This window comes from Pseudomonas sp. MWU12-3088, assembly GCF_023242405.1.
Lineage (GTDB): Bacteria > Pseudomonadota > Gammaproteobacteria > Pseudomonadales > Pseudomonadaceae > Aquipseudomonas > Aquipseudomonas kribbensis.
In genome coordinates, this window is the sequence record NZ_JALJEA010000002.1 from 423770 (window position 1) to 438847 (window position 15078).

14 protein-coding genes are annotated in these 15078 nt (G+C 62.4%); 7 read left to right on the forward strand and 7 right to left on the reverse strand.

What is annotated here, in order from left to right:
* The first annotated feature begins 1 nt into the window (after position 1).
* Genes dapF through M5B98_RS07765 form a run of 4 tightly spaced genes read left to right on the forward strand, consistent with a single transcriptional unit; the run spans position 2 to position 3174 of the window.
* Positions 2–832 carry a diaminopimelate epimerase gene (gene dapF, locus M5B98_RS07750; protein WP_248742370.1) on the forward strand — a complete coding sequence of 277 codons (831 nt, stop codon included), beginning with the start codon at positions 2–4 and terminating at the stop codon, positions 830–832.
* A gap of 13 nt (positions 833–845) precedes the next feature.
* Positions 846–1571 carry a DUF484 family protein gene (locus M5B98_RS07755; protein WP_114886291.1) on the forward strand — a complete coding sequence of 242 codons (726 nt, stop codon included), beginning with the start codon at positions 846–848 and terminating at the stop codon, positions 1569–1571.
* Between the two features lie 2 nt (positions 1572–1573).
* On the forward strand, positions 1574–2473 hold the full coding sequence (gene xerC / locus M5B98_RS07760; RefSeq protein ID WP_114886293.1) for a tyrosine recombinase XerC: 900 nt from the start codon (positions 1574–1576) through the stop codon (positions 2471–2473).
* Positions 2470–3174 (forward strand): HAD family hydrolase, encoded by a 705-nt coding sequence (locus tag M5B98_RS07765; protein ID WP_248742371.1) that lies wholly within the window; start codon positions 2470–2472, stop codon positions 3172–3174. The genes xerC and M5B98_RS07765 overlap by 4 nt, the downstream gene beginning before the upstream one ends.
* Before the next feature lie 65 nt (positions 3175–3239).
* Here M5B98_RS07765 and sutA read toward each other — a convergent pair whose 3' ends face one another.
* From sutA to glnK, 4 genes are all read right to left on the reverse strand, one after another.
* The gene (gene sutA, locus M5B98_RS07770) at positions 3240–3566 is read right to left on the reverse strand and encodes a transcriptional regulator SutA (protein ID WP_007951900.1); all 327 of its coding nucleotides are present in this window, start codon (positions 3564–3566) and stop codon (positions 3240–3242) included.
* Between the two features lie 102 nt (positions 3567–3668).
* On the reverse strand, positions 3669–4094 hold the full coding sequence (locus tag M5B98_RS07775; RefSeq protein WP_085708920.1) for a secondary thiamine-phosphate synthase enzyme YjbQ: 426 nt from the start codon (positions 4092–4094) through the stop codon (positions 3669–3671).
* A 216-nt stretch (positions 4095–4310) separates the two neighbouring features.
* Positions 4311–5648, reverse strand: a complete 1338-nt coding sequence (locus tag M5B98_RS07780; RefSeq protein WP_119426782.1) for an ammonium transporter — start codon at positions 5646–5648, stop codon at positions 4311–4313.
* 37 nt (positions 5649–5685) lie between these two features.
* On the reverse strand, positions 5686–6024 hold the full coding sequence (glnK, locus tag M5B98_RS07785) for a P-II family nitrogen regulator (protein ID WP_002555808.1): 339 nt from the start codon (positions 6022–6024) through the stop codon (positions 5686–5688).
* A gap of 413 nt (positions 6025–6437) precedes the next feature.
* Between glnK and M5B98_RS07790 the strand changes: the two genes are divergently transcribed.
* Together M5B98_RS07790 and M5B98_RS07795 are read left to right on the forward strand one after the other, a co-directional pair.
* Positions 6438–6698, forward strand: a complete 261-nt coding sequence (locus tag M5B98_RS07790) for an accessory factor UbiK family protein (RefSeq protein WP_248742372.1) — start codon at positions 6438–6440, stop codon at positions 6696–6698.
* A gap of 304 nt (positions 6699–7002) precedes the next feature.
* Positions 7003–8496, forward strand: a complete 1494-nt coding sequence (locus tag M5B98_RS07795) for a YifB family Mg chelatase-like AAA ATPase (protein ID WP_248742373.1) — start codon at positions 7003–7005, stop codon at positions 8494–8496.
* A gap of 105 nt (positions 8497–8601) precedes the next feature.
* Here M5B98_RS07795 and M5B98_RS07800 read toward each other — a convergent pair whose 3' ends face one another.
* On the reverse strand, positions 8602–10578 hold the full coding sequence (locus M5B98_RS07800) for a methyl-accepting chemotaxis protein (protein WP_114886302.1): 1977 nt from the start codon (positions 10576–10578) through the stop codon (positions 8602–8604).
* 182 nt (positions 10579–10760) lie between these two features.
* A complete protein-coding gene (locus M5B98_RS07805; RefSeq protein WP_192552564.1) occupies positions 10761–11681 on the reverse strand; it encodes a LysR substrate-binding domain-containing protein in 921 nt (306 codons plus the stop codon).
* Positions 11682–11838: 157 nt separating this feature from the next.
* Here M5B98_RS07805 and M5B98_RS07810 point away from each other — a divergent pair, with 157 nt between their 5' ends.
* On the forward strand, positions 11839–13233 hold the full coding sequence (locus tag M5B98_RS07810) for a NorM family multidrug efflux MATE transporter (RefSeq protein WP_114886307.1): 1395 nt from the start codon (positions 11839–11841) through the stop codon (positions 13231–13233).
* Between the two features lie 39 nt (positions 13234–13272).
* Here M5B98_RS07810 and M5B98_RS07815 read toward each other — a convergent pair whose 3' ends face one another.
* Positions 13273–14943 (reverse strand): putative bifunctional diguanylate cyclase/phosphodiesterase, encoded by a 1671-nt coding sequence (locus M5B98_RS07815; protein WP_085708896.1) that lies wholly within the window; start codon positions 14941–14943, stop codon positions 13273–13275.
* Positions 14944–15078 lie beyond the last annotated feature (135 nt).

Sequence of the window (15078 nt, forward strand, 5' to 3'; positions counted from 1 at the left end):
CATGCTGCTGCGTTTTACCAAGATGCACGGCCTGGGCAACGACTTCATGGTCCTCGACCTGGTCAGCCAGCACGCGCACATTCAGCCCAAGCACGCAAAAATGTGGGGTGACCGGCACACCGGCATCGGTTTCGACCAGTTGCTGATCGTCGAGGCGCCGAGCAATCCGGACGTGGATTTCCGTTACCGGATCTTCAACTCCGACGGCTCCGAAGTCGAACAGTGCGGTAACGGTGCGCGCTGCTTCGCCCGCTTCGTGCTCGACAAGCGCCTGACCGCCAAGCGGCAGATCCGCGTCGAGACCAAGGGCGGCATCATCGAGCTGGACGTGCGTAACGACGGCCAGATCGGCGTGAACATGGGCGCCCCGCGCCAGGTGCCGGCGGACATTCCGTTCCAGGCGAACGAGCAGGCCCTGAGCTATCAGGTCGACGTCGACGGTACATCGGTGGAACTGGCGGCAGTATCGATGGGCAACCCCCACGCGGTACTGCGCGTGCAGGACATCAACACCGCACCGGTGCATGAGCTGGGGCCGAAGATCGAACACCATCCGCGCTTTCCGGCGCGGGTCAATGTCGGTTTCCTCCAGGTCATTGACCGTAACCGCGCACAATTGCGCGTCTGGGAACGCGGTGCCGGGGAAACCCAGGCCTGCGGCACCGGCGCCTGCGCTGCTGCTGTAGCTGCGATCAGCCAGGGGTGGATGGATTCGCCGCTATTGATCGACCTGCCGGGCGGGCGCCTGTCCATCGAATGGGCAGGCCCCGGCCAACCGGTGCTGATGACCGGTCCGGCAGTGCGTGTATACGAAGGACAAGTCCGTCTTTGAGTGAGCAGAAGCCATGACCGATAAGCCTCAGGTACCCGCCCGACAGTCCGGTGAAACAGCGTCCGAGAGCCTGGAGGCGGCAGCGGTTGCCGCGTACCTGGAGGCTCATCCGGACTTCTTCGTCGAGCACGAAGAGCTGCTGCCGTCCCTGCGCATCCCTCATCGTCGCGGTGACACCGTGTCGCTGGTCGAGCGCCAGATGTCCATCCTGCGCGACCGCAACATCGAGATGCGTCACCGCCTCTCGCACTTGATGGACGTGGCCCGGGACAACGATCGCCTGTTCGACAAGACCCGTCGCCTGATCCTCGCCCTGATGGACGCTGCGACTCTGGAAGACGTGGTGATCAGCGTCGAAGACAGCCTGCGACAGGATTTCCAGGTGCCCTTCGTCAGCCTGATCCTGCTCGGCGACAACCCGGCGCCGGTCGGCCGCTGGGTGACCCACGCCGACGCGCAGACCGCCATCGGCGGCCTGCTCACCGAAGGCAAGAGCGTCAGCGGCAGCCTGCGTGAACACGAACTGGACTTCCTGTTCGGCGAAGAGCAACGCAAGCAGATCGGTTCCACCGCCGTGGTCGCCGTCAGCCACCAGGGCATTCACGGGATCCTGGCCATCGCCAGCCGCGATCCGCAGCACTACAAGAGTTCGGTCGGCACGCTGTTCCTCAGCTACATCGCCGAAGTCATGGGCCGCGTGCTGCCACGGGTCAACAGCTCCCTGCGCTCGGTACGCTGAGCATGGAACGGCAACTGGACGCTTACTGCGAACACCTGCGCAGTGAGCGGCAGGTGTCGCCGCATACGCTGTCGGCCTATCGCCGCGACCTCGATAAAGTCCTCGGCTGGTGCAACAAACAGAACGTCGGCAGCTGGCAGGCCCTGGACATCCAGCGCCTGCGCAGCCTGATCGCCCGCCTGCACGCCCAGGGCCAGTCCTCGCGCAGCCTTGCACGCCTGCTCTCGGCAGTGCGCGGGCTCTATCATTATCTGAATCGCGAAGGCCTCTGCGATCACGACCCGGCCACCGGCCTGACACCGCCCAAGGGCGAACGCCGCCTGCCGAAAACCCTTGATACCGACCGGGCGCTGCAATTGCTTGAAGGCGCGGTCGAGGACGATTTTCTGGCCCGACGCGATCAGGCAATTCTGGAGTTGTTCTATTCCTCAGGCCTGCGCCTGTCGGAACTGACCGGGCTCAATCTCGATCAGCTCGACCTCGCCGACGGCATGGTTCAGGTGCTCGGCAAAGGCAGCAAGACGCGCCTGTTGCCCGTCGGCAAAAAGGCCCGGGAAGCGCTGGAGCAGTGGCTCCCGCTGCGCGCATTGACCAACCCGGCGGACGACGCGGTGTTCGTCAGCCAGCAAGGCCGGCGCCTGGGCCCGCGAGCGATTCAGGTGCGGGTCAAACTGGCCGGCGAACGCGAACTGGGGCAGAACCTGCATCCGCACATGCTGCGGCACTCTTTCGCCAGCCATTTGCTGGAGTCCTCCCAGGACCTGCGCGCGGTGCAGGAACTGCTCGGCCACTCGGATATCAAGACCACCCAGATCTATACCCACCTGGACTTCCAGCATCTGGCGGCGGTCTACGACAGCGCCCACCCACGGGCCAAACGCATGAAAGGCGACGATTCATGAGCATCCAGTTGATCACCTTCGACCTCGACGACACCCTGTGGGACACCGCCCCGGTGATCGTCAGCGCCGAAGCGGTTTTGCGCCAGTGGCTGAGCGACCATGCACCGAAGCTTGGCGCGGTGCCGGTGGAACATCTGTGGTCGATCCGCGAGCGCGTGCTGAGCAGCGAGCCGGGGCTCAAGCACCGCATCAGCGCGCTGCGCCGGCGAGTGCTGTTCCATGCTTTGGAAGAGTCCGGATATGCCCACGGCGAAGCGTCGGAGCTGGCGGACAAGAGTTTTGAAGTGTTTCTGCATGCCCGGCATCAGATCGAGGTGTTCCCGGAAGTCGAGCCGATCCTGGAAACCCTGGCCAAACATTACGCCCTAGGCGTGGTCACCAACGGCAACGCCGATGTGCGTCGCCTCGGGCTGGCGGATTACTTCAAGTTTGCGCTGTGCGCCGAAGACATCGGCATCGCCAAGCCGGATGCGCGACTGTTCCATGAAGCCCTGCAGCGCGGCGGCGTGAGTGCCGAGGCGGCGGTGCATATCGGCGATCATCCGGGGGATGACATTGCCGGAGCGCAGCAGGCGGGCTTGCGTGCGATCTGGTTCAACCCGGCGGGCAAGGTCTGGGAAGCGGAGCGTTTGCCGGATGCCGAGATTCGCAGCCTGAACGATCTGCCCGCCGTGCTCGCTCGCTGGAACAGCCGCGGCTAGATTTCTTTCGCCCATGAAAAAGCCCGCAGCGACGGCGGGCTTTTTCAGCAAGCAGGCGGCACGCTTCAGATAGGGCGGCTGCCGTACTTGTTGTCCGGCTTCTTGGGCGGATCGGCGACCACGTTGGCCTCCACTTCCTGCACTTTGCCGCCACGGGCAAGGAACTCTTCCATGGCCTTGGCCAGGGCATCGCGCTCCTTGTTCTTGGCTTCGATGCTCGGCAACTCGTCGACCGACACCGCAGCCTTGGCCTTGCCTTTGGCAGCCGGGGCCGGCGTATCGTCACCGCCATCGTCTTCAGCAACGTCTTCCGCTGCCGCTTCCAGACCGTCTTCGGCCTCGTCTTCGTCGCCTACTTCGAGGTCGTCGTTTTCCAGATCATCGTCGCTCATGTTCTACCTCATGACTTGCGAAAAGCAGATTAGTTATAGACCAGCTTTGGCGACTGTCGAAAGTCGCCGTAAAAAAATCGGTAACCATTGGTGACCAACGGTTTATGCCCCTTCACCGTGCAAGGTGGCGAGGACTTTACGGGCACCGCCATGATCGCGATGCTCGCCCAGGTAAACGCCTTGCCAGGTGCCCAGTGCCAGTCGACCCGCCGTTACCGGCAAACTGATCTGGCAGCCCAGCACGCTGGCCTTGAAGTGCGCCGGGAGGTCGTCCAGGCCTTCGTCGTTATGCTCATAGCCGTCTGTTCCTTGTGGGATCAGACGATTGAAAAATCGTTCGAAGTCGCGACGTACCGCCGGATCGGCGTTCTCGTTGATGGTCAACGACGCCGAGGTATGCTGTAGCCACAAATGCAACAGACCGACCCGGCATGCCTTGAGTTCGGGCAGTCCGGCGAGCAACTCTTCCGTTACCAGATGAAAGCCCCGGGGCCGTGCCCGCAGGGTTATCAGAGTCTGTTGCCACATACAGTTCTCCGCACGTTCGGGGCGCATTCTAGCGCGCTCTGAAAAAAAACAAAGGCCCTAATATTCCTTCAATGATGTAAGCCATTGGCCGTAGAAAAACACCCGTCGTAAACACGACCAAAGCAGTACGAAAAATCCATTCAGCCACATCAGGGATGACAAATTCCGGACAAAAAAATGCCCGGCGAACCGGGCAAGTTTTTTTGAGGCGCGTTCTTACAGGTTGTAGCCGCGCTCGTTGTGTTGTGCCAGGTCCAGGCCTACCGATTCTTCTTCCTCGGTAGCGCGCAGACCCATTACCGCATCCAGCACCTTGAGGATGATAAAGGTGACGATCGCGGTGTAGATCACCGTGAAGCCGACGCCTTTGCACTGAATCCACACTTGGGAAGCAATGTCGGTAACGGTACCGAAACCACCCAGCGCTGGAGCAGCGAACACACCGGTAAGGATTGCGCCGAGGATACCGCCGATACCGTGCACACCGAAGGCGTCCAGGGAGTCGTCATAACCGAGTTTGCGTTTCAGGCTGGTGGCGCAGAAGAAGCACACCACGCCAGCGGCCAGACCGATGATCAGCGAGCCCATCGGGCCCACGGTGCCGGCCGCCGGAGTGATCGCCACCAGACCGGCAACCACGCCCGAAGCGATACCCAGCGCACTTGGTTTGCCGTGGGTGATCCACTCGGCGAACATCCAGCCCAGTGCAGCAGCGGCGGTTGCGATCTGAGTGACCAGCATTGCCATGCCGGCAGTGCCGTTGGCCGCAGCTGCGGAGCCGGCGTTGAAACCGAACCAGCCGACCCACAGCATCGCCGCGCCCATCAGGGTGTAACCGAGGTTGTGCGGCGCCATCGGGGTGGTCGGGAAGCCTTTGCGCTTGCCCAGTACCAGGCACGCCACCAGACCGGCAATACCGGCGTTGATGTGCACCACGGTGCCGCCGGCGAAGTCGAGCACGCCCCAGTCACCCAACAGCGAACCCGGACCGCTCCAGACCATGTGTGCAATCGGCGCGTAAACCAGGGTGAACCAGACGCCCATGAACACCAGCATCGCGGAGAACTTCATACGCTCGGCGAAGGCACCGACGATCAGCGCCGGGGTGATGATGGCGAAGGTCATCTGGTAAGTGACGAATACCGCTTCAGGGAACAGCGCCGTGGGGCCGGTAATGCTGGCCGGGGTGACGCCCGCCAGGAACGCCTTGCCGAAGCTGCCGACGAAGGAGTTGAAGTTGACGACGTTGGCTTCCATCCCGGTGGTGTCGAACGCCATGCTGTAGCCATAAATGAACCACAGGATGGTGACCAGGCCGGTAATGGCGAAGCACTGCATCATCACGGAAAGAATGTTTTTTGACCGCACCATGCCGCCGTAGAACAGCGCGAGGCCCGGAATGGTCATGAACAGCACGAGGGCCGTCGAGGTCAGCATCCAGGCGGTATCGCCGGAATTGAGGACTGGAGGCGCCACCGGATCTGCCGCCAAAGCCAGGCCGGGCATTACGATGGACAACAGGGCGCCTAGCCCTGCGAATTTACGCAGAGTCATATTGTTTTCTCCTGGGGCGTTGGGTTTGTGGCGGCGCTTAGATCGCGTCGGTATCGGTTTCGCCGGTACGGATGCGAATCGCCTGTTCCAGATTGACCACGAAGATCTTGCCGTCACCGATCTTGCCGGTGTTGGCAGCCTTGGTTATCGCCTCGATAACCCGATCCAGATCCTTGTCGTCGATGGCAACGTCGATTTTCACCTTGGGCAGAAAATCGACCACATACTCCGCGCCGCGATACAGCTCGGTGTGACCCTTCTGCCGGCCGAAGCCTTTGACTTCAGTTACGGTAATGCCCTGCACGCCGATTTCGGACAGCGACTCGCGCACGTCGTCCAGCTTGAACGGCTTGATGATGGCAGTGACTAGCTTCATGAAACTCTCTCCCGAATTGATGGACTTGCCCCAGGAAAACAAACCCGACTCAAGTCTAAGCGCAGTGCCTGGCTTTGTAACGCATCGTCGGCCCTACCCGCCCGACTGACGCCAGCTAACCGCTCCCGACGAAACTCCCCGTCCCGTCCGGCGCACTGCATTCGTCACAGCGACTGCATCAGTGCATGGGTCACTACCGACTAAGCAGAAAGCTTGCCATCTCGCCAAAATCCCCTGATTTCAATCCCTTGGCCGCGGCCGCCGATGCCATCACCGAAATGGCACACGGGATACGCACAACAACGGTGCGCAGCCGTTCGTCCTTTTGCGCGAAAAGCGTGCATCCCGGCCCGCGCGAATGACTATAGACACCGCGTGATACACTGCCGGCCATTGTTTCCAGGACATATCCCATGCTCGCGCCCAAAGACTTCCTCGACGCCCTGAGCGGCACCGCCTCCCGCCTGTTCAGCGGCGACACGCCATTGCCGAAAGCCGAAATCGAAAGCCAGTTCAAGATGCTGCTGCAAAGCGCCTTCAGCAAACTGGACCTGGTGAGCCGGGAAGAATTCGATAGTCAGATGGTGGTACTGGCGCGCACTCGCGCCCGGCTTGAGAGCCTTGAGACGAAGGTGGCGGAGATGGAAGCGAAGTTGACGCCGCCGGCTGAGTGAGGCCTCATTCCAGTCCGCAACTGGCTGGAAGAGTTTCGTTGATGCTTGTGCCACTGAGCAAACCTGCATACCCTCAGCGAACGTGAGTGTGTCCACTAAGGATGCGCAGGCCTTGGCCTCACCGAAGCCTGCAACTAAAAACCGTCTCCTCAAGGCGGTTTTTTTTCGCCTGAAGATTAGTCATTTCTATTTCAGCAACATCCAGTGAAGCTTTGCCCAGGCAACTGTCCCTTCAACTCCCCTCTCCCCGACTACCCTTAAAAAACCGCAGGAAGCGGCCCCCGATTCAACTCAAGGAGCGACCATGTCCCTCGCCATCGTCCACAGTCGCGCCCAGATTGGCGTGGATGCCCCCGCCGTCACCGTCGAAGTTCACCTCGCCAACGGCTTGCCCTCGCTGACCATGGTCGGCCTGCCCGAAGCGGCGGTGAAAGAGAGCAAGGACCGGGTGCGCAGTGCGATCATCAATTCCGGGCTGCAGTTTCCGGCGCGGCGGATCACCCTGAATCTGGCCCCGGCGGATTTGCCCAAGGATGGCGGGCGTTTCGATCTGGCGATTGCGCTGGGGATTCTGTCGGCGAGTGTTCAGGTGCCGACGTTGACGCTCGATGATGTGGAATGCCTTGGCGAACTGGCGTTATCCGGCGCAGTGCGGGCGGTGCGCGGGGTGTTGCCGGCGGCGCTGGCGGCGCGCAAGGCCGGGCGGACGCTGGTGGTGCCGAGGGCGAATGCCGAGGAGGCATGTCTGGCGTCGGGACTGAGGGTGATCGCGGTGGATCATCTGCTGGAGGCAGTGGCGCATTTCAACGGGCATACACCGGTCGAACCCTATGTATCGGACGGGCTGATCCATGCCGCCAAACCCTATCCCGACCTGAACGAAGTACAGGGTCAACTGGCCGCCAAACGGGCGCTGCTGATTGCCGCTGCCGGCGCACATAACCTGCTGTTCAGCGGACCTCCCGGAACGGGCAAGACATTACTGGCCAGCCGACTACCAGGGTTGCTGCCACCGCTGGCCGAGAGTGAGGCGCTGGAAGTGGCGGCGATTCAGTCCGTCGCCAGCGGCACGCCGCTCACTCATTGGCCGCAGCGTCCGTTCCGCCAACCCCATCACTCCGCCTCCGGGCCGGCACTGGTCGGCGGCAGCTCAAAACCGCAACCCGGCGAAATCACTCTCGCCCATCACGGCGTGCTGTTTCTCGATGAACTGCCCGAGTTTGATCGCAAGGTGCTGGAGGTTCTGCGCGAACCGCTGGAGTCCGGCTGCATCGTGATTGCCCGGGCCAAGGAACGGGTGCGGTTTCCCGCAAGATTCCAGCTGGTGGCGGCGATGAATCCCTGTCCCTGTGGATATCTTGGCGAACCAAGCGGCAAGTGCTCGTGCACGCCGGACATGGTGCAGCGCTATCGCAACAAGCTGTCGGGGCCGTTGCTGGACCGGATCGACTTGCACCTGACGGTTGCGCGAGAGGCCACAGCGTTGAACCCGGCGGTGAAACCGGGAGAAGACAGTGCCAGTGCGGCGGCGTTGGTCGCCGAGGCCCGCGAACGCCAGCAAAAGCGCCAGGGTTGCGCCAATGCGTTTCTCGATTTGCCGGGGCTGAAGAGGCACTGCAAGTTATCCACAGCCGATGAAACCTGGCTGGAAACGGCGTGTGAAAGGCTGACCTTGTCGCTGCGCTCGGCGCATCGGTTGCTCAAGGTCGCGCGGACGCTGGCGGATCTGGAAACGTGCGCGGATATCAATCGCGAGCATCTGGCCGAAGCGTTGCAGTATCGGCCGGCGACTCAGTAGGTGCTGAGTTTTGGGAGGACCCAAACGCAAGCAGGCTCGCTCTCACAGGTGCAACGCAAATCCTGTGGGAGCGAGCCTGCTCGCGATAGCTATTTCAGAGATGCATCAGCGGAAGCGATCAACCTCGGAACGCAAATCCGCCGCCAGCTTCTCCAGCTCTTTAGCGGTTACCGCCAGATTGGAAACCACCTCACGCTGCTCACTGTTGGCCATCGCAATGCTCTGCAGATTGCTGCTCAACAGCGTCGCGGTGCTGCTCTGCTCCTGAGTCGCCGTGGTAATCGCCGCAAACTGCTGACCCGCCGAGCGGCTCTGCTCATCGATCCGCGCCAGCGCCGAGGCAACGTTGGCGTTGCGCGACAGACCTTCCTGCATCAGCACGTTGCCCTGTTCCATGGTGCTGATGGCGTTGCCGGTTTCCTGCTGGATGCTGTGGATCATTCCGGAGATTTCGTCAGTCGCCTGACGGGTGCGCGACGCCAGGTTGCGCACTTCGTCAGCCACCACGGCAAAGCCGCGACCCTGTTCACCGGCACGGGCCGCTTCGATGGCCGCGTTGAGCGCCAGCAGGTTGGTCTGTTCGGCAATCGAGGTGATCACGCTGACGATGCCGCCGATTTCCTGGGAGCGCTGACCAAGGGTGTTGATCACGGTTGCCGTGGTGTTCAGCGCGCCGGCAATCTGCTCCAGCGAGGAAGAGGCTTCTTCCATCGAGCTGCGGCCGATCTGGGTCTGCTGGGCGTTTTCCTGGGCCAGACGCTGGGTGTTGCCCATGTTGTCGGCAATGTTCAGCGAAGTAGCGGAAAACTCTTCAACCGCACCGGCCATGCTGGTGATTTCGCCGGACTGCTGCTCCATGCCTTCATAAGCGCCACCGGACAGACCGGACAGTGCCTGCGCACGGCTGTTGACCTCTTCCGAAGCGCGACGGATGTGCTCGACCATGGTCGACAGGGCTTGGCTCATCTGGTTGAACGCACGGGCCAACTGACCGATTTCATCGTTGCTCGACACGTTCAGACGCACGCTCAGATCACCGGCGCCCAGGGCTTCGGCCTGACGCACCAGATCACCCAGCGGTTGCAGTTTGCTGCGCAGCAGCCACACCGCAGACCCGACCGCGATCAGCATCGCCAGCAGACTGCCGATGGCCAACTGGAAGCCAACGCTCCAGGTCACTTCGCGGATCTCGGACTTCGGCATGCTCGCCACCACCGACCACGGTCCACCTTCGAACGGCACGGCGATGCTGTAGAAGTCTTCGGAGGTATCACTCCAGAACCGACCCTTGCCCGGCGCTTTCGCCAGGCCATTCACCACGGGCACCGCTTGATCCGGCGCCTGCACGCCGGCCGGCGCGACCAGCCATTTGTTCTGCTCGTCCAGCAGCGCCAGGGAGCCGCTCTGGCCGATGCGGAAGCGCTTGAGGTTGTCGAACTGGGCGTTCTGCGCGTCGGTGTAGTCGAAGCCGACGAACAGCACCGCAATCACCTTGCCGCTGCTGTCACGCACCGGGGTGTACTGAGTCATGTAGGAGCGATCAAACAGCAGCGCGCGGCCGACGTAGCCTTGCCCCGCCATCAACTTCGCGTAGGCCGGGTGAGCGTGATCGAGCAAGGTGCCGATGGCGCGGCTGCCGTCCTGCTTGGTCAGCGAGGTACTGACCCGCACGAAGTCTTCGCCGCTGCGCACGAACAGCGTGGCAACGCCCGCCGTCATCTGCTTGAACTCGTCGACTTCCTTGAAGTTGTTGTTCAACACTTCGCTGCCCAGGTGCAGGCCCGGGGTCTGGGTGCCCGCCACGCTGACCGGCTCGTCCGGGTGAATGCTCAGGCCCGCGCTGAAGCGCTTCTCGAACAGCCCGCTCAGGCGCTGGGTGCTTTCACGCAGCGTGCCGTGGAAGGTGCTCAACTGGTCGGCGAGCAGACGGGCCTCGCTGGCCAGGTGTTCTTCACGGGTGGCGAGGTTGGCGGTGTCCAGCGAACGCAGGGCGAACACCGTACTGCCACTGATGACAACCGCCAGTATCACGGCGAGCGCAAGGCCCAGCTGCGAGGCGATCCGGGCGCGAGGTTGAGACATGGACAGCTCCTGGCCGAGTCTGCGGATCCTCCCTGATCGCGGCTCGGAAAAATTCTAATAATGGGGGTGATGCGCAGAACCGGCACGACGGTTCCACTTGGACGTATTCGGCGGTGAAAGCGAATACTTGAGCGTACAGCAGGGTTATGGCCCGAGGCCGGCATTGTGGCGGCTCGAACGTTTCAGCTCAAGCGCGCGACCACCGGCAGTTCCATCGCCCGAACTTCGCCCTGAAGGAAATCACTGAGCCGGCGCAAACGTTCACCTCCCGGACGGGTCTTTGGCCACACCAGGTAATAATTCAGGCCGCTGGCGACCGCCGTCGGCCATGGCAGACTCAAACGTCCTTGCGCCACATCCTCGGCCACCATCAGCAGATCGCCCATGGACACGCCATAACCCCGGGCCGCCGCGATCATCCCCAGTTCCAGGGTATCGAACACCTGTCCGCCCTTGAGTGATACCTGATCCGACAACCCCATGTGCTCCAGCCAGCTGCGCCAGTCGCGGCGATCCGGGGTCGGGTGCAGCAATTCGGTGGAGGCCAGTCGCGTCACATCCCAGGGCTGATCATTGAGCAGGTTGGGGGCGCCTACCGGAATCAGCTCTTCCGGGAACAACAGGCTGGCCTCCCAGTCCGGCGGAAAATGCCCGTCGCTCAGCAGCACCGCGCAATCGAAAGGCTCGTTGTTGAAGTCCACCGAGTCCACGTCCATCCAGGCACTGGTCAGTTGCACTTCATTACCCGGCTGCAAATGGCGGAAGCGACTGAGCCGCGCCAGCAGCCAGCGCATGGTCAGGGTCGACGGGGCTTTCATGCGCAGGATGTCATCTTCGGCGCGCAAGGTATTGCAGGCTCGCTCCAGGGCGGCGAACCCCTCGCGAATGCCCGGCAACAGCAGGCGCGCCGACTCGGTCAGTTGCAGGTTGCGGCCGCTGCGATGGAACAGCCGACAGGCGAAGTGCTCTTCGAGCGTGCGGATATGCCGGCTCACCGCACTTTGAGTGATCGACAACTCTTCGGCGGCGCGGGTGAACGAACTGTGCCGCGCCGCAGCTTCGAATGCACGCAGGGCATACAAGGGTGGAAGACGACGGGACATGCACAGCGCTCCAATGGCGGGATTGCGCCAACTTAGCAGAATTGCTTCTGGATGAGTTTTAATCATGCCACCCATCCTTTTTATCCCTTTGTGCAACCCGCGCCAAACCCTGAGAATCGACGGTCTCTTGCTCCCTCTTTTATAAGGATGTGAAACCATGCAGCGTCCTGTGCGTACCGAACTCTGGGCCATTTTGCGGCTGGCGGGGCCGTTGATCGCCTCGCAGTTGGCGCACATGCTGATGGTGCTGACCGACACCCTGATGATGGCCCGCCTCAGCCCCGAAGCACTGGCCGGCGGTGGGCTGGGCGCGGCCAGTTACTCGTTCGTGTCGATCTTCTGCATCGGCGTGATCGCGGCGGTCGGCACCCTGGTGGCGATCCGTCAGGGTGCCGGCGACATTATCGGCGCCGCCAGACTGACCCAGGCCGGGCTGTGGCTGGCGTGGCTGATGGCGCTGGGCGCCGGGTTGCTGCTGTGGAACCTCAAACCGGTGCTGTTGCTGTTCGGCCAGACCGAGACCAACGTCAACGCTGCCGGGCAGTTCTTGATCGCCCTGCCGTTCGCCCTGCCCGGCTACTTGAGCTTCATGGCCTTGCGCGGGTTCACCAGCGCGATTGGCCGGGCGACGCCGGTGATGGTCATCAGCCTCGCCGGCACCGTGGCCAACTTCCTGCTCAATTACGCGCTGATCACTGGCATGTTCGGCCTGCCGAAACTGGGGCTGACCGGTATCGGGCTGGTCACGGCGATTGTCGCCAACTGCATGGCGCTGGCACTGGCGTGGCATATCCGTCGGCATCCGGCCTATGACGCTTACCCGTTGCGCGAGGGCCTGTCGCGGCCCAACCGGCAGTACCTGAAAGAACTCTGGCGCCTGGGCCTGCCGATCGGCGGCACCTACGCAGTTGAAGTCGGGCTGTTCGCCTTCGCGGCGCTGTGCATGGGCACCATGGGCAGCACCCAACTGGCGGCGCACCAGATTGCCCTGCAAATTGTTTCGGTGGCGTTCATGGTGCCGGCGGGGATGTCGTATGCGATCACCATGCGCGTCGGCCAGCATTACGGTGCCGGGCAATTGAACGATGCGCGAATGTCCGGGCGAGTCGGAATCGTCTTCGGTGCAGTGGTGATGCTGGGGTTTGCGATGGTGTTCTGGTTGCTGCCGAATCAGCTGGTCGGTTTGTTCCTCGACCATAACGACCCGGCGTTTGCCGAAGTGATTCGGCTGGCCGTGAGCCTGCTGGCGGTGGCGGCATGGTTCGAGCTGTTCGACGGCACGCAGACCATTGCCATGGGCTGCATCCGCGGACTCAAGGATGCCAAGACCACCTTCCTGGTCGGGCTCGGTTGCTACTGGCTGATCGGCGCGCCGGCAGCGTGGTTGATGGCGTTCCATCTGCACTGGGGGCCGACCGGCGTCTGGTGGGGTCTGGCGCTGGGCCTGGCCTGCGCAGCGATCAGCCTGACGCTGGCGTTCGAATGGAAGATGAAGCGGATGATTCGGCTGGAGCCGCAATCTCGAGGATTCAAGATCGCTCAGCCGGAATGACGGACTACGGGAGCAACCCTGCTCCCGTACGCTTGTCAGTCAGACCACAATACCCAACGGAGGCTGGCTGGCGTCAGCAATCAGATAGTCAACCAGCTCCGCCAACGGCAACGGCTTGCTAATCAGGTAACCCTGTACCTGATCACAGCCGAATCCGCGCAACAGATCCAGTTGCTCCCGGGTTTCCACCCCTTCGGCCACCACCTCCAGGTGCAGGTTGTGCGCGAGGTTGATCATCGCGTGCACCAGTTTGCGGTTTTCTTCGCGCTGTTCCATGCCGCCGACGAAGCTCTTGTCGATCTTCAGCAAGGTGATCGGCAGGCTGTTGAGGTGCACGAACGACGAAAACCCGGTGCCGAAATCATCCAGCGAGAAACGCACGCCGAGGCGACCGAGGGCGTCCATGGTCTGCTTGACCAGATCGCTGCGGCGCATCACGGCGGTTTCGGTGAGTTCGAATTCCAGCCATTGCGCCTCGACCCCACGCTCGGCGATCAAACGGCTGAGCGTCGGCAGCAACTGGCTGTCCTGAAACTGGCGGAACGACAGGTTGATCGCCATGTGCAGCGCTGGCAATCCGCGTTCGCGCAATGCCTGCATGTCACGCAGGGCCCGGGAAATCACCCAGTAACCCAGCGGTACGATCAGACCGCTCTGCTCCGCCAGCGGCACGAATTCGCTTGGCGGCAACAGGCCGCGTTCGCTGTGACGCCAGCGCACCAGGGCTTCGAGGCCGACGATCTGACCGTCCTGCATGTCCAGACGTGGCTGGTAGTGCAGCTCCAGTTCGTCGCGGCGCAACGCCCGGCGCAGTTCGCTTTCGAGGTCGGCGATGCTCCGCGCGTTACGGTTGATTCGTTCGTTGAAGATGTGAAAGGTGCAGCCCTGCGTGCTCTTGGCCTGCTGCATGGCGATGTGCGCATGCCACATCAGTGGATCGGCGCCACCCTGGGCGCGGGCGTGTGCAATGCCCAGACTGGAGCCGATCAGCAGGCTTTCACCGTCAATCCAGTAAGGCTCGGCCAGGGCTTCGGTGATGCGTTCGGCCATCCATTCGGCCCGTTGCGGGGCGCGACGGGTGTCGATCAGCAGGGCAAATTCATCGCTGCCCAGGCGCGCCAGTTGATCGCCGGCCTCCAGCTGGCTTTTCAGCCGGGCGACGACTTGCAGGATCAACCGGTCGCCGGCCTGATGGCCGAGGGCGTCGTTGGCGTAACGGAAGTTATCGAGATCGAGGTGCCCGAGGGCCAGGCCGCGACCGTCATTTTCGGCAAGACGCGCGGTCAGCAAAGTCTGGAAGCCCTGACGGTTGGCGATGCCGGTCAAGGGATCCTGTTCGGCCAGGCGTTGCAGGGTGTTTTCCAGCACGCCGCGTTCGCGCACATGGCGCAGGCAACGACGCAGCATGCCGGCGTCGAGGGCATCGAACACCAGCCAGTCGCTGACACCATCGGGCGCGGTCGCCGGTTCGTGTTCCAGCAGCAACACGGTCGGCAGGCTGCAACGGCCGGGGGCCGGCTGCAAGGCGGGAACGGTCAACAACACCGCATGGCGGTTGTCTTCGAACAGACTGCTGACCGACTCCCAGCTCGGCGCGCTGATCAGCACCGCCGCGCTCCCCAACGGAGCCAGACACTCGCGCAATAACGCTGTCCACGCTGGCTCTTCGGCCAGTAGCAGCAAACGCAAGGGTTCGACAGGCGTAGTCAAGCTGACTCCCTAGACTCTGCAATGATGTGGGCGGCGGGCATTATGCCGTTCTGCCAACCAATGACCAAATGACAACGGTTATCAGAACGTTATTTTGTGTCATGAATGAGAACATTAGCCGCAAAATCACCGCGC

Coding starts and splice junctions, on each gene's coding strand:
- dapF (WP_248742370.1), top strand. CDS start 2: ATGCTGCTGCGTTTTACCAAGATGCACGGCCTGGGCAACGACTTCATG.
- M5B98_RS07755 (WP_114886291.1), top strand. CDS start 846: ATGACCGATAAGCCTCAGGTACCCGCCCGACAGTCCGGTGAAACAGCG.
- xerC (WP_114886293.1), top strand. CDS start 1,574: ATGGAACGGCAACTGGACGCTTACTGCGAACACCTGCGCAGTGAGCGG.
- M5B98_RS07765 (WP_248742371.1), top strand. CDS start 2,470: ATGAGCATCCAGTTGATCACCTTCGACCTCGACGACACCCTGTGGGAC.
- sutA (WP_007951900.1), bottom strand. CDS start 3,566: ATGAGCGACGATGATCTGGAAAACGACGACCTCGAAGTAGGCGACGAA.
- M5B98_RS07775 (WP_085708920.1), bottom strand. CDS start 4,094: ATGTGGCAACAGACTCTGATAACCCTGCGGGCACGGCCCCGGGGCTTT.
- M5B98_RS07780 (WP_119426782.1), bottom strand. CDS start 5,648: ATGACTCTGCGTAAATTCGCAGGGCTAGGCGCCCTGTTGTCCATCGTA.
- glnK (WP_002555808.1), bottom strand. CDS start 6,024: ATGAAGCTAGTCACTGCCATCATCAAGCCGTTCAAGCTGGACGACGTG.
- M5B98_RS07790 (WP_248742372.1), top strand. CDS start 6,438: ATGCTCGCGCCCAAAGACTTCCTCGACGCCCTGAGCGGCACCGCCTCC.
- M5B98_RS07795 (WP_248742373.1), top strand. CDS start 7,003: ATGTCCCTCGCCATCGTCCACAGTCGCGCCCAGATTGGCGTGGATGCC.
- M5B98_RS07800 (WP_114886302.1), bottom strand. CDS start 10,578: ATGTCTCAACCTCGCGCCCGGATCGCCTCGCAGCTGGGCCTTGCGCTC.
- M5B98_RS07805 (WP_192552564.1), bottom strand. CDS start 11,681: ATGTCCCGTCGTCTTCCACCCTTGTATGCCCTGCGTGCATTCGAAGCT.
- M5B98_RS07810 (WP_114886307.1), top strand. CDS start 11,839: ATGCAGCGTCCTGTGCGTACCGAACTCTGGGCCATTTTGCGGCTGGCG.